The following is a 12,812-nucleotide window of genomic DNA, read 5'->3' as shown; positions in this document are numbered from 1 at the left end:
AAAGAAACGGGGGCTGAACATCACGGGCGCAATTCGACGCCGGCGGCCAGCCGCTCGGTTACTCGCTGCGCACCCCGCCCAGCCGCGCGTCGAGCGCCGTCCTGAACGCCGTCAGCGCCGACGGCTCGGCGTCGGTCACCGCCCACCACGTCATCCCCGCAGCGTCCCAGCGGTCGAGCGCATAACCCTGCGACACGGTCGCGTACGGCGCCAACGCCTGCCCTTCGCCGGCCGGCCGCACGTACACGTCGATCACGTGCTGCCGGTAACGGTAGACGAGCACCGCGACGCGGCGGCGCCCGACGTAGTCGAGCCGCCCGCCTGCGAGCGGAAAGCCGCTCGCGGACAGATCCTCGACCGGCGGCGCATAGTCGAGCCTGCCGTTGAACCACGGCTTGACGGTATGCCGGTCGGTCGAGATCACGTCGATGTCGCGCGCCGACAATCCGGCGCGCACATGGCTCGCAACGAGTTCGTCGACCGTTCGATCCGTTTGCGCGTGGCGCGCGGACAGCGCCATTCCGCCCGCCGCCGCGACTGCGACCAGCAGTGCCACGCCCCAGCCGAGCCCGGGCAGCGCAGCGACGCGCGGCCCCGTGCCGACGGCCGCCGGGCGAGCCGATTCGCCACGACCGCCTGGCCAGGAGAACCAGCGCCGCCCGCTCGGCCCGGGCTGCCGCGCAGTGTCGGGCTCCGGCTCCACGGCGGACGACCCGCGCGCCGCCGCGTCGCCCGCTGCCGGCAGCGCGGCGAGGATACTCGCCCGCAGCGCATCCGGCGCCCGATGATAGTCGGCCTGCCGCACCGCGCGTCCCAACGCGACGATCCGTTCGCGTTCGCGGCGGCATGCGTCGCAACCGTCGACGTGCCGCTGGACGCGCAGCGCATCGGGCGCCGACAGTTCGCGGTCGACATCCGCGTCCAGCAACGCTCGCGCTTCGTTACAGTCCATCGCTCGCCTCCGCTGCGGTTCCGCCCGCCGACGCCCGCGCCGGCTTGCTCGCGCCCGCCGGCGATCGCTCGTCGCCCAGCAACGCGGCCAGCCGGCGCCGACCGCGCGCGAGCCGCGACATCACGGTGCCGACCGGCACGTCCGCGATCGCCGCGATCTCGCGGTAACTCAAATCCTCCATCTCGCGCAGCACGAGCACCTCGCGGTATTCGGGCGGCAACTGCACGAGCGCCGCATTCACGCGCCGTGCACTTTCGCCGCGCAGCAGCTCGGCGAGCGGATCCCCGGTCGCCGGTTGCCAGTCGTCGGGAACGCCGGCGTCGTCGAGCGTGTCAGGCAGCGCGACTTCGTGCGCGTGGGTCCGGCGGCGCCACTCGGTGTACCAGGTGTGGCGCACGATCGTGAGCAGCCATGGCCGCGCGTTGTCGCCGCGGCACCCATCGACGAAGCGCAGCGCGCGCATGCACGCGTCCTGGACCACGTCGTCGGCGTCGCCCGCACTGCCGCTCAGCCAGCGCGCCAGGTTGTACGCGGCGTCGAGGTGAGGCAGCACGAGCGCGCGAAACCGCTCGGCGCGCGCCAGTGCATCGTCCGCCCGCTCATCGACCGCCTGTCCGGCTTGCCCCACATGGCCTCCCTGGTCCCTGCGGCCGAAGCCGCTCCCGCTCCCGCGCGACGCCCGGACAGACGGACGGACCGGCAGCATGCGCGCTCGATGACCTTACCGCCGTCGCATCGAGTTTATTCCCGCGAAAAGCCGGTGAAGCCAAAAAAAAACGGCGTTGCCGCAGCCGTTACGGCGTGCTGCTCCAGTAACCGGGACGCGCATATGCATCGCGCAGGTAGTCGATGAAGTAACGCACGCGAGCGGGCACGTAGCGCTGCTGCGGGTAGACCGCGAGGATGTCGTAGTCCGGCAGCGCGTATTCGTCGAGTACCGTCTCGAGTTGGCCCGTTTCGAGCTGCGCGGCGATTTCCCAGGTCGAACGCCAGCCGAGTCCGAGGCCTTCGGCGACCCAGCGGTGCAGCAGCTCGCCGTCGTTGCAGTCGAGATTGCCGGCCACGCGCATCGTCGCGATCTTGCCGTGGCGCTGGAAATACCAGCCGCGGTTCTGGCCGCCCTGCAGGTTGAACGCGAGACAGTTGTGCTTGAGCAGGTCATCGAGCGACTTCGGCCGGCCGTGCCGGCGGAAATACTCGGGCGTGCCGCACACGACGCGCCGGTTCGACGCGAGCTTCACCGCGACGAAGTTCGGATCGACCGAGCCGCCGATCCGGATCGACAGATCGTAGCCCTCGCGCACGAGATCCACGACGCGATCGGTCAGGTTGAACGACAGCTGCATCTCGGGCTTGTCGGCCAGGAACCCGGGCGCGTGCGGCGCGACGTGCTTGCGGCCGAACGCGGCCGGCGCCGACACGATCAGGTGCCCGCTGACCGCCCGGCGCCCCGCGGCCAGTTCGTTTTCGGCCTGATCCCATTCGGACAACAGCCCGCGGCAGCGTTCGAGAAACGCGGCGCCCTCCTCGCTGACCACCAGCCGCCGCGTCGAGCGGTACATCAGCTTCACGCCGAGGCGCTTCTCGAGCGCGTCGATGCGCCGCCCGAGCACCACCGGCGACACCCCCTCCTCGAGCGCGGCTGCCGCGAGGCTGCCCGCGTCCGCGACCCGCACGAACGTCTCGATCTGCTTGAAGCGATCCATCTGCTGTCTCCGTCCCGGTTCCGACGCTGGCGGGAAACCCCGTCCGGTCGTCATTCCATACTTTTAGTTTCGAAATAAGCGACTTGAGCTGATCTTATCAAACCTTTCCCGCAACCCTAAAGTGTCTCCAACAGACCGATTCGCAAGATCCCACCATTCAAGGAGACATTCATGGCCAAGATGAGAGCCGTCGACGCAGCCGTACTCGTGCTCGAGAAGGAAGGCATCCAGACCGCGTTCGGCGTGCCGGGCGCAGCAATCAACCCGTTCTATTCCGCGATGCGCAAGTCGGGCGGCATCAGCCACGTGCTGGCTCGCCACGTCGAAGGCGCGTCGCACATGGCCGAAGGCTTCACGCGTGCCGCACCGGGCAACATCGGCGTGTGCATCGGCACGTCGGGCCCCGCCGGCACCGACATGATCACCGGTCTCTACTCCGCATCGGCCGACTCGATTCCGATCCTCGCGATCACGGGCCAGGCACCGCGTGCACGCCTGTACAAGGAAGACTTCCAGGCCGTCGACATCGAGTCGATCGCGAAGCCCGTCACGAAGTGGGCCGTCACCGTGCGCGAGCCGGCGCTCGTGCCGCGCGTGTTCCAGCAGGCCTTCCACCTGATGCGCTCGGGCCGTCCGGGCCCGGTGCTCGTCGATCTGCCGATCGACGTGCAGCTCGCCGAGATCGAGTTCGACATCGACACGTATGAGCCGCTGCCGGTCTACAAGCCCGCGGCCACCCGCGCGCAGGTCGAGAAGGCGCTCGCGATGCTCAACGACGCGGACAAGCCGCTGATCGTGTCGGGCGGCGGCGTGCTCAACGCGGCAGCCGAAGACCTGCTCGTGCAGTTCGCTGAAACGATCGGCGTGCCGGTGATCCCGACGCTGATGTCGTGGGGCGCGATTGCCGACGACCACCCGCTGATGGCCGGGATGGTCGGCCTGCAGACATCGCACCGCTACGGCAACGCAACGATGCTCGCATCCGACTTCGTGCTGGGCATCGGCAACCGCTGGGCGAACCGTCACACGGGCAGCGTCGAGGTCTACACGAAGGGCCGCAAGTTCGTGCACGTCGACATCGAGCCGACGCAGATCGGCCGCGTGTTCGGCCCGGATCTTGGCATCGTGTCCGACGCGAAGGCCGCGCTCGAACTGTTCGTCGCCGTCGCCCAGGAATGGAAGGCCGCAGGCAAGCTGAAGGACCGCAGCGAGTGGGTCTCGGAATGCCAGGAGCGCAAGCGCACGCTGCAGCGCAAGACCCACTTCGACAACGTGCCGGTCAAGCCGCAGCGCGTGTACGAAGAGATGAACAAGGTGTTCGGCCGCGATACCTGCTACGTCAGCACGATCGGCCTGTCGCAGATCGCCGCCGCGCAGTTCCTGCACGTGTTCAAGGCACGCAACTGGATCAACTGCGGCCAGGCGGGCCCGCTCGGCTGGACGATCCCCGCAGCGCTCGGCGTGCGTGCCGCCGATCCGCGCCGTCCGATCGTCGCGCTGTCCGGCGACTACGACTTCCAGTTCATGATCGAAGAGCTGGCCGCCGGCGCGCAATTCAAGCTGCCGTATGTGCACGTCGTCGTGAACAACTCGTACCTCGGGCTGATCCGCCAGGCACAGCGTGCATTCGACATGGACTACTGCGTGCAGTTGGCATTCGACAACGTGAACGCACCGGAGCTGAACGGCTATGGCGTCGATCACGTGGCGGTTGCCGAAGGCCTCGGCTGCAAGGCGCTGCGCGTGTTCAAGCCGGAAGAAATCGAGCCGGCGCTGCGTCAGGCGCAAACGCTCGCGGAAGAGTTCAGCGTGCCGGTGGTCGTCGAAGTGATCCTCGAGCGCGTGACGAACATTTCGATGGGCACCGAGATCGACGCGATCAACGAATTCGAAGAGCTCGCCGAAAAGGCCGAGCACGCGCCGACCGCGATCTCGATGCTCGACTGATCCGCACGACATTTTTTGACTGACCGACCGAAGAGGCTTAGCTCATGCCGAAGTTTGCTGCAAACCTGACCATGCTGTTCAACGAGGTGCCGTTCCTCGACCGCTTCAAGGCGGCCGCCGACGCGGGCTTCGACGCCGTCGAGTTCCTGTTCCCGTACCCGTATGCGAAGGAGGAACTCGCCGAGCGGCTCGAAACGCACCGCCTGCGCCTCGTGCTGCACAACCTGCCCGCCGGGAACTGGGACCAGGGCGAGCGCGGCATCGCGTGCCTCCCCGATCGCGTCGGCGAGTTCCAGGAAGGCGTCGGCCGTGCGATCGAGTACGCGAAGGCGCTGAAGGTGCCGCAGCTGAACTGCCTCGTCGGCATCCCGTCGGCAAGCACGGCGCGCGACAAGACCTTCGTGACGATAGTCGACAACCTGCGCTTCGCCGCCGACGCGCTGAAGCGCGAAGGCATCCGTCTGCTCGTCGAGCCGTGCAACAGCTTCGACATCCCGGGCTTCGCGCTGAACCGCTCGTCCGAAGGGCTCGACGTGATCCGCGCGGTCGGCTCGGACAACCTGTTCCTGCAGTACGACATCTATCACATGCAGCGCATGGAAGGCGAACTGGCCGCGACGATCGAACGCAACCTCGCATCGATCGGCCACGTCCAGCTCGCGGACAACCCGGGCCGCAACGAGCCGGGTACGGGCGAGATCAACTACGCGTTCCTGTTCGCGCTGCTCGACCGGCTCGGCTACGCCGGCTACGTCGGCTGCGAATACAAGCCCCGCACCACCACCACGGAAGGGCTCGGCTGGCTGCAAAGCGTCGCCGGCTGCGCACCGGGCTCGGCGCGTCGCGCCGCCTGAGATCCGCCCTTCCCGCATCCGCCCCTACAAGGAGACTTTCACATGGCAACCATCGGTTTCATCGGCCTCGGCATCATGGGCGCGCACATGGCGCGCAACCTGCTCAAGGGCGATCATCAGCTCGTCGTGAACGGTGCGTTCCCGGTTCCGGACGACCTGTGCGCGAGCGCCAAGGTCGTCGCGAACTCGACCGAAGTCGCGCAGAACGCCGACATCATCATCTCGATGGTCCCGGACACGCCCGATGTCCGTAACGTGCTGTTCGCCGACGACGGCGTCGCGAAGGGCCTGACGGCCGGCAAGCTCGTGATCGACATGAGCTCGATCTCGCCGCTCGACACGCAGGCATTCGCGAAGCAGATCAATGCACTCGGCTGCGACTACCTCGACGCACCGGTATCCGGCGGCGAAGTCGGCGCACGCGAAGCGACACTGACGATCATGGTGGGCGGCCCGGAGAAGGCGTTCGAGCGCGCGAAGCCGCTGTTCGAGAAGATGGGCAAGAACATCACGCTCGTCGGCGACAACGGTGCGGGCCAGACCTGCAAGGTCGCGAACCAGATCATCGTCGCACTGAACATCGAAGCGGTCGGCGAAGCGCTGCTGTTCGCCGCTCGCTCGGGCGCCGATCCGGAGCGCGTGCGCCAGGCGCTGATGGGCGGTTTCGCCGCATCGCGCATCCTCGAAGTGCACGGCGCGCGCATGACCAAGCGCACGTTCGATCCGGGCTTCCGCATCGAACTGCACCAGAAGGACCTGAACCTCGCCCTCGACGGCGCACGCAAGCTCGGTCTCGCACTGCCGCACACGGCAAGCGCGCAGCAACTGTTCAGCGTGTGCGCATCGCACGGCGGCAAGGCATGGGATCACTCGGCACTCGTGCGGGCACTCGAGATCATGTCGAACTTCGAAATCGGCCAGACGCCGGCCGCATAACGCGGATGCAACGACGCGCGTTTCGCCGCAATGGCGAACGCGCGCGACGAATACACGCGAACCGGCTCGCGGCCGGTCGCATCGATGCGCGTGCACTCGCGCATCACGGTGGGGCGCCCCGCCGCGCATTGCCAAGCGCGTGCGCGACGGGGCGAAAAACGCCGCTCTGGGCTGAGAGCGGCGTGGTGGGGTCCGCAGCGGCACCCGGCGGCGCCGGGGAAGCCTTGGTCGGTCAGACGTCGTCGTCGGGTGTCCGCCTGTCGGATTTCGCGTATTACACTTCTTTACGTTCGTGCGTGCGATTTTTCATGCAATCGTCGCGATGAACGCCTACACTTTCGCCACGCCTTTCGAGAAATCCGCCGCGCTTGCGCTCACCTTCGGTGGCCGCGTCCAGCGCGGTGTTTTTTTCGCCACTTCACGGCGCGTTTTCTTTTCAACCACCTAGGGAGTGCAGCGATGGGTCTTCTTTCGTTTATCAAAGAGGCGGGTGAAAAACTGCTGGGTCATGCCGACGAGCAAGCGGCAGCCGATCCGAATGCCGCGAACCAGACCGCGGCCGATGCGATCAAGAATTACATCAGCACGCAAGGTCTCGACACGTCGAACCTGACCGTCGCGTTCGACGGTGCGTCGCGCACGGTCACGCTGTCGGGCAGCGTCGCCGATCTCGACACGAAGGCGAAGGTCAAGGTCGCGGCCGGCAACGTGCAAGGCGTCGCGGGCGTCAACGACGACGATCTGCAGCCGGACGATCCGCAAGTTCAGTACCACGACGTGAAGTCGGGCGACACGCTGTCGGCGATCGCCAAGGAAGTGTATGGCGACGCGAACAAGTACCCGGTGATCTTCGAGGCGAACAAGCCGATGCTGTCGAGCCCGGACCGGATCTATCCGGGCCAGAAGCTCGTGATTCCGCCGCAGTCCTGAGCATTCGCGCAGCACTGACGTAAAAAGGCAGGCCATCGGCCTGCCTTTTTTACTTCGTGCGACAGCGCTTCATTTCATGCGCCATGCACGCCACCCGATGGGCGGCCATTGGTTACAGCGTGTCGAATGCGCGTTGCAGCGCGTCGCGGCCCTGAATGCCGTTCGCGAGCGCGAGCATCAGCAGCACGCGCGCCTTGAACGGGCTCAGCGACCCGGCGCTCACGAAGCCGAGCGCATCGTCGTTCGCGGCGCCGTTACGCATCACGTGGCCCGAGCCGACGCGCGACGCGCGCACCACGACGACACCCGCATTCACCGCGTCGGCGAGGGCCGCCTGCAGCGTCGCATGGATCGACCCGTTGCCGGTGCCCCCGACGACGAGCCCGCGCACGCCGGCCGCGACGAGCGCATCGACGGCCGTGCGCGTCACGCCCGCATAGCTCGTGACGATTTCGACCGGCGGCCACGCAGCGGCGATCGCCAGTTGTGCATCGCGCGAACGCGTGACGCGGCGCGCGAATTCGACGCGGCCGTCCTGCACCCAGCCAAGCGCACCGAGCTCCGGCGTCTGGAATGCGTCGACCGCATAGGTGCTCGTCTTCACGACGTCGCGCGCGCCGTGGATCCGGTTGTTGAACGCGACGAGCACGCCCTGCCCGCGCGCGGCCGGATGAGCGGCGACCGTCACTGCGTTCAACAGGTTCAGCGGGCCGTCGGACGACAGCGCAGTGGCCGGCCGCATCGCGGCGGTCAGCACGACGGGCTTGTCTCCGGTCACGACCAGATGCAGCGCGTACGCGGTCTCCTCGAGCGTGTCGGTGCCGTGCGTGATCACGATACCGTCGATGTCCGGATCGGCCATCAGCGCATCGATGCGCGCGGCGAGCGTGTTCCAGAGCGGCAGCGCGAGATCCTTGCTGTCGATGCTGGCGGTCTGCTCCGCGTCGACGCGCGCGACCGAGGCGAGGGCCGGCACCGCGTCGAGCAGGAAATTGACGCCGAGCGCGCCGGCCTGATAGCCGGCGGTGCTGGTCGCGTCCGGCGCTGCACCGGCGATCGTGCCGCCGGTGGCGAGTACGGCGATGCGCGGCAGGGCTGCCGCGGACGGGGGGAAAGCGGGGTTCGGAGTATTCATGGCCGCGATTGTAATGGCTCACGGCCGGCATCCGGTAGGGCCTGCGTGCAGTATCGCCGGCTCCCGCCCCGCATCATGGTTTGTCCCGATCGCCGGCACGCGCCCGCCGTCAACGATCGCGCCGCCCGCGGCGTTATAGGAAGGCCGTTTTGGTGTTTTCACGTTGATTTGCCATAATCGGAGCGCGCGGCGCGATGCGGCCCTGTTCCCGTTGCGCCGGGTTTCGTGACGGCGTCGATATAAAACGCAATTCACCCCATGGGAGTGTCGAAATGAAAATCCAATCGCTCGTAGCCGCAGTGCTTCTCGGCGGCATGCTGGCTTCCCCGGCTTTCGCCGCGAACAGCCAGCAGGACAAGATGAAGGCCTGCAACACCCAGGCAGCCGGCAAGACGGGCGACGACCGCAAGGCGTTCATGAAGGACTGTCTGTCGGCCAAGCCTGCGAAAAAGATGACGCAGCAGGAAAAGATGAAGGCCTGCAACACCCAGGCCGCCGACAAGAAGGGCGACGACCGCAAGGCGTTCATGAAGAGCTGCCTGAGCAACCAGCCGGCCGCCTGAGCCCCGGCGCTCCCGTCTCGAATGCCGCGCACCGCTTCGGCGGGCGCGGCGTTTTTGTTTTCGTTGCATACGCATCGACGCGTGCGAGCTGGCGGCGGATGCGTCGCCACATCGGCCGAACGGTGACAACTGCGCCGCCGCACACGCCCCCACACACGCCTCCGTCTTCCCGCCCCCTTCCCCGGCACGCCGTGCGAATGCCGACACGCGATGCGGCAATTCGCCGCGTTTTCTTCTATGATGGCTGCAACGCGGCCCATTCAAGTACAAGACGCGCCATCGGGCCGCCCTCGGACGAACGCGCACGCCGCGTCAAACGGAGGCATGGATGGCATGGAGACAACACCGCTGGTTCCGCCGCTGGGTGATCGTGATCGTATTCTGGGCCGTGCCCGTCGCGATCGTCGCCGTGCGCGAGATCCGCGAGGAAATGGCGTACAACAAGGCCGATCTGCAGCTCGCCCTGACCACCTGGCAGCTCACCGACGCGCAGCAGGCGGCCGGCGCCGCCGCGAAGTGCCATGGCGATCCTGACGAAGCGCACGCGGCAGGTTGCCCGGCCGACGTGCTCGCGGCCAATGCGGCACGCCAGCAGGCGGCCCGCGACGAATACGTGGTGCGCCGCAACACGCTCGCCGGTTATCTGTGGCATGCATTCGTCGGCTACTGGGTCGTGCCGGCCGCATTCCTGTTCGCGTGCGGTGTGGTGATCGCGCTGATCCGACGCGCGCTGCGGCGCCCGCCGATCAAGCCGCCGGTGCCGCCCGTCCCGCACTGACGCTGCGGACCCTGCCCGCGCCCCGGTCTTTCCTTGCCCGCCGCCGACCGCACGCGCGACGCGCTGGCGTGCGTGCACCGATCCGTCCGTTGGCGTGCCGCGACACCCTAAAACGATTTGACGCTTTTTCACGCCTGAACGAAAAGGGGTTGTAATCCACTGTGATATAACTGCCGACGTGATCCGCTCCTTGAGCGAGACTCACTCCGAACATCATCCGATGGAGAAGAACGATGCAAAAACGGAATCTTGTGCTGAAAGCCGCCGCTGCACTCATCGTCGGTAGCCTCGCGCTCACCGGTTGCACCACCACCCCCGACAAGCCCGACAACGCCGCGACCAACGCGTCGAAGCGTCAGGCGATCGATTCGAGCGTCGACGCCACGCTGTCGCGCATGTACTCCACGGTCAAGGGTTCGCGTGAACTCGTCGCGAAGTCGCGCGGCGTGCTGGTCTTCCCGGACGTGATCCAGGCCGGCTTCATCGTCGGCGGCCAGTCCGGCAACGGCTCGCTGCGCGTCGGCGGCAGCACCGTCGGGTACTACAACACGTCGTCGCTGTCGGTCGGCCTGCAAGCCGGCGCGCAGTCGAAGGCGATCGTGTTCCTGTTCATGACGCAGGATGCGCTCGACGAATTCCGCGGCTCCGACGGCTGGGCAGCGGGTGCCGGCGCCTCGGTCGCGCTCGTGAAGATGGGCGCGAACGGCGCGGTCGACACGACCACGGCCACAGCACCGGTCCAGGTCATCGTGCTGACGAACGCCGGCCTGATGGGCGACGTGTCGATCAACGGCACGAAGGTCACGAAGCTGAAGATCTGACGCGGCGCCAGCCTCGCCCGTGCGCACCGCGCGCGAGCGGCAGACAAACGGCGATGTCCTTGCGGGCATCGCCGTTTTTTCATGTGCGCGCGCAGCGGCTCAGGTCGTCGAGTCGATCACCTTGAAGCGCGAGCGCTTCTGCGCGCGAATCAGCGCCTGGTACACGTCGACGTACTGCCGCGCCATCCGGCGCGACGTGAAGCGCTCCTCGAAGCGTTGCCGCACGCGTGCGCGCGGCAGCAGGTGCAGTCGGTTCACGGCGGCCACCGCGCTGATCTCGTCCTCGACGATGAAACCCGACACGCCTTCGTCCACGACTTCCGGCACGGCGCCGCGATTGAACGCGATCACCGGCGTGCCGCACGACATCGCCTCGATCATCACCAGCCCGAACGGCTCCGGCCAGTCGATCGGAAACAGGAGCGCATGCGCGCCCGACAGGAATTCGGCCTTCTGGTGGTCGGCGATCTCGCCGATGTACTCGACATGCGGCAGCGCGAACAGCGGCTTGATCTCGCGCTCGAAGTACTCCTGGTCGGCTGCGTCGATCTTCGCGGCGATCCGGATCGGCAGCCCGCACTGGCGCGCGATGCGAATTGCCGTATCGACCCGCTTCTCCGGCGAAATGCGGCCGAGGAACGCGAGATAGCGCGGCTCGACGGGCTGCGGCAGGTACATCGTCTCGGGTAACCCGTGGTAGACGGTCGTCAGCCACTTCGCCTGCGGCAGCGGCTGGCGCTGGGAGTTCGAGATCGAGATCACCGGCGCGGTGTTGAATGTGTCGAACACCGGCTGCTGCTCGGGCAGATCGAGCCGGCCATGCAGCGTCGTGACGAACGGCGTTTCCTGGCGGTTGAAGACCGAAAACGAGTAGTAGTCCATGTGGAAATGGAGCACGTCGAAGTCCTTCGCGCGGCGCGCGACCGTCTCCATCAGCAGCATGTGCGGTGCGACCCGGTCGCGGATCGACGAGTCGAGCCGCAGCGCGCGCGGCCATACCGGTTCGAGCTTCGCCCGCGTCGTCGAATCACCGCTCGCGAACAGCGTCACGTCATGACCGAGATCGACGAGCGCCTCGGTGATGTAGGACACGACGCGCTCCGTGCCGCCGTACAGCTTCGGCGGCACGGATTCGGTCAGCGGGGCGATCTGGGCAATTCTCATGATCCACGTCTCCTGTGTCCTCGATCGGGATCGGCGGCCGCGCTCGCGCCCCCCATCCCGTGCAGAGCGGGCCGGCATCGCGCCGGCCGGATATCCCATTATTATTCGCGATCCCGATGCCCGGTAGCGCCGGTCTTGCATTTTATGGGGGTTGTTACAGACAGGATACATTCCGCCGGGTGCCCGCCCGTGCGGCGCCGATGCGGGCGCACCGCCCCGCCTGTCCCGCCCGCCGCGACGATCCCGGCCAGCCTGGAAGTGCCCGTCAGCGCGACGGCCACTTCCACGGCGGCAGGTCGCGCGTGTCCGCGTCGACGAGCACGGTCGCGCCGAGCTGCTTGTCGAGCACCAGCGACTCGCAGCCAGCCTCGCGCTCGAGCGTCGCGATGAGCCGCGCCGCATGCGACACGACGAGCACCTGCGAGCGCTGCGCGGCTTGCGCGATCAGACGGCCGAGCGCCGGCAGCAGATCGGGATGCAGGCTCGTTTCCGGTTCGTTCAGCACCATCAGCGCGGGCGGGCGCGGCGTCAGCAGCGCGGCCGCGAGCAACAGGTAGCGCAGCGTGCCGTCCGACAGCTCGGCCGCCGACAGCGGCCGCAGCAGCCCGGGCTGGCGCATCAGCATGTCGAAGCGGCCGCGACAGCCCGGATTGTCGATGTCGACCGACGCGCCAGGAAATGCGTCGTCGATTGCTGCATCGAGCGCCGCGGCATCGCCGATCTCGCGAATCGTCTGCAGCGCGGCGGCCAGGTCGGCACCGTCGTCCGCAAGCACCGGTGTGTGCGTGCCGATGTGCGACTGCCGGGCCGGCGCCTGCGCATCGGTCCGGAAATGATCGTAGAAGCGCCACGAACGGATCCGCTCGCGCACCGCGACGTCTCCGGCGCGCCGACCGGATCGGCGAACTCGGTCATCATGCTGTCGAAGCTCGACCTGTGCGCCCTGCCGGTCGACCAGCAGCGTCGACGGCGCAGCAGCGCGTCGCCCCAGATGCATTCGCGCTTCACGACAGGATCGAGCGCGAA

General features: G+C 67.4%; 14 protein-coding genes. 8 read left to right on the top strand and 6 right to left on the bottom strand.

The window, feature by feature from the left end:
• Nucleotides 1–58: 58 nt before the first annotated feature.
• The 3 genes from J7024_RS00600 to J7024_RS00590 form a co-directional block, all read right to left on the bottom strand.
• Nucleotides 59–952: an anti-sigma factor family protein gene (locus J7024_RS00600; protein ID WP_124828512.1), complete on the bottom strand. Its 894-nt coding sequence runs from the start codon at nucleotides 950–952 to the stop codon at nucleotides 59–61.
• Nucleotides 942–1,580, bottom strand: coding sequence for an RNA polymerase sigma factor (locus tag J7024_RS00595; protein ID WP_233409975.1), 639 nt, complete (start codon nucleotides 1,578–1,580; stop codon nucleotides 942–944). Before J7024_RS00595 ends, J7024_RS00600 begins: the two co-directional genes overlap by 11 nt.
• Before the next feature lie 166 nt (nucleotides 1,581–1,746).
• Complete coding sequence (locus tag J7024_RS00590) at nucleotides 1,747–2,658, bottom strand: LysR family transcriptional regulator (protein ID WP_124828510.1); 912 nt, start codon at nucleotides 2,656–2,658, stop codon at nucleotides 1,747–1,749.
• Between the two features lie 171 nt (nucleotides 2,659–2,829).
• On the opposite strand from J7024_RS00590, the gene gcl reads away from it, so the two are divergent.
• From gcl to lysM, 5 genes are all read left to right on the top strand, one after another.
• Nucleotides 2,830–4,605 (top strand): glyoxylate carboligase, encoded by a 1,776-nt coding sequence (gcl, locus tag J7024_RS00585; protein WP_124828509.1) that lies wholly within the window; start codon nucleotides 2,830–2,832, stop codon nucleotides 4,603–4,605.
• 44 nt (nucleotides 4,606–4,649) lie between these two features.
• Nucleotides 4,650–5,459, top strand: coding sequence for a hydroxypyruvate isomerase (hyi, locus tag J7024_RS00580; RefSeq protein WP_011657073.1), 810 nt, complete (start codon nucleotides 4,650–4,652; stop codon nucleotides 5,457–5,459).
• A gap of 42 nt (nucleotides 5,460–5,501) precedes the next feature.
• Nucleotides 5,502–6,395 carry a 2-hydroxy-3-oxopropionate reductase gene (locus J7024_RS00575; RefSeq protein WP_124828508.1) on the top strand — a complete coding sequence of 298 codons (894 nt, stop codon included), beginning with the start codon at nucleotides 5,502–5,504 and terminating at the stop codon, nucleotides 6,393–6,395.
• Nucleotides 6,396–6,717: 322 nt separating this feature from the next.
• Nucleotides 6,718–6,843 carry a hypothetical protein gene (locus J7024_RS37065; protein ID WP_260435059.1) on the top strand — a complete coding sequence of 42 codons (126 nt, stop codon included), beginning with the start codon at nucleotides 6,718–6,720 and terminating at the stop codon, nucleotides 6,841–6,843.
• An 11-nt stretch (nucleotides 6,844–6,854) separates the two neighbouring features.
• The gene (gene lysM / locus J7024_RS00570) at nucleotides 6,855–7,325 is read left to right on the top strand and encodes a peptidoglycan-binding protein LysM (protein WP_096503069.1); all 471 of its coding nucleotides are present in this window, start codon (nucleotides 6,855–6,857) and stop codon (nucleotides 7,323–7,325) included.
• Between the two features lie 112 nt (nucleotides 7,326–7,437).
• Here the strand turns inward: lysM and J7024_RS00565 are convergent, their stop codons facing one another.
• Entirely contained in the window at nucleotides 7,438–8,460 is a 1,023-nt protein-coding gene (locus J7024_RS00565) for an asparaginase (protein ID WP_124828507.1), read from the bottom strand.
• A 272-nt stretch (nucleotides 8,461–8,732) separates the two neighbouring features.
• Here J7024_RS00565 and J7024_RS00560 point away from each other — a divergent pair, with 272 nt between their 5' ends.
• The 3 genes from J7024_RS00560 to J7024_RS00550 all read left to right on the top strand — a co-directional run bounded on the left by J7024_RS00560 (nucleotide 8,733) and on the right by J7024_RS00550 (nucleotide 10,622).
• Nucleotides 8,733–9,023 (top strand): PsiF family protein, encoded by a 291-nt coding sequence (locus J7024_RS00560; RefSeq protein ID WP_124828506.1) that lies wholly within the window; start codon nucleotides 8,733–8,735, stop codon nucleotides 9,021–9,023.
• A 328-nt stretch (nucleotides 9,024–9,351) separates the two neighbouring features.
• Nucleotides 9,352–9,801 (top strand): hypothetical protein, encoded by a 450-nt coding sequence (locus J7024_RS00555; protein WP_162826239.1) that lies wholly within the window; start codon nucleotides 9,352–9,354, stop codon nucleotides 9,799–9,801.
• Between the two features lie 233 nt (nucleotides 9,802–10,034).
• Nucleotides 10,035–10,622, top strand: a complete 588-nt coding sequence (locus J7024_RS00550; protein ID WP_098556119.1) for a BPSL1445 family SYLF domain-containing lipoprotein — start codon at nucleotides 10,035–10,037, stop codon at nucleotides 10,620–10,622.
• 99 nt (nucleotides 10,623–10,721) lie between these two features.
• On the opposite strand, the gene J7024_RS00545 is transcribed toward J7024_RS00550, so the two are convergent.
• Both J7024_RS00545 and J7024_RS00540 read right to left on the bottom strand, forming a co-directional pair.
• Nucleotides 10,722–11,786 carry a glycosyltransferase family 4 protein gene (locus J7024_RS00545; RefSeq protein ID WP_124828505.1) on the bottom strand — a complete coding sequence of 355 codons (1,065 nt, stop codon included), beginning with the start codon at nucleotides 11,784–11,786 and terminating at the stop codon, nucleotides 10,722–10,724.
• Between the two features lie 265 nt (nucleotides 11,787–12,051).
• Nucleotides 12,052–12,783 (bottom strand): AAA family ATPase, encoded by a 732-nt coding sequence (locus J7024_RS00540; RefSeq protein WP_327796253.1) that lies wholly within the window; start codon nucleotides 12,781–12,783, stop codon nucleotides 12,052–12,054.
• Nucleotides 12,784–12,812 lie beyond the last annotated feature (29 nt).

The organism is Burkholderia sp. WTPI3 (assembly GCF_021483755.1).
In the GTDB taxonomy this organism is placed as follows: Bacteria; Pseudomonadota; Gammaproteobacteria; order Burkholderiales; family Burkholderiaceae; genus Burkholderia.
This window is presented reverse-complemented; position numbering and strand designations above follow the sequence as displayed.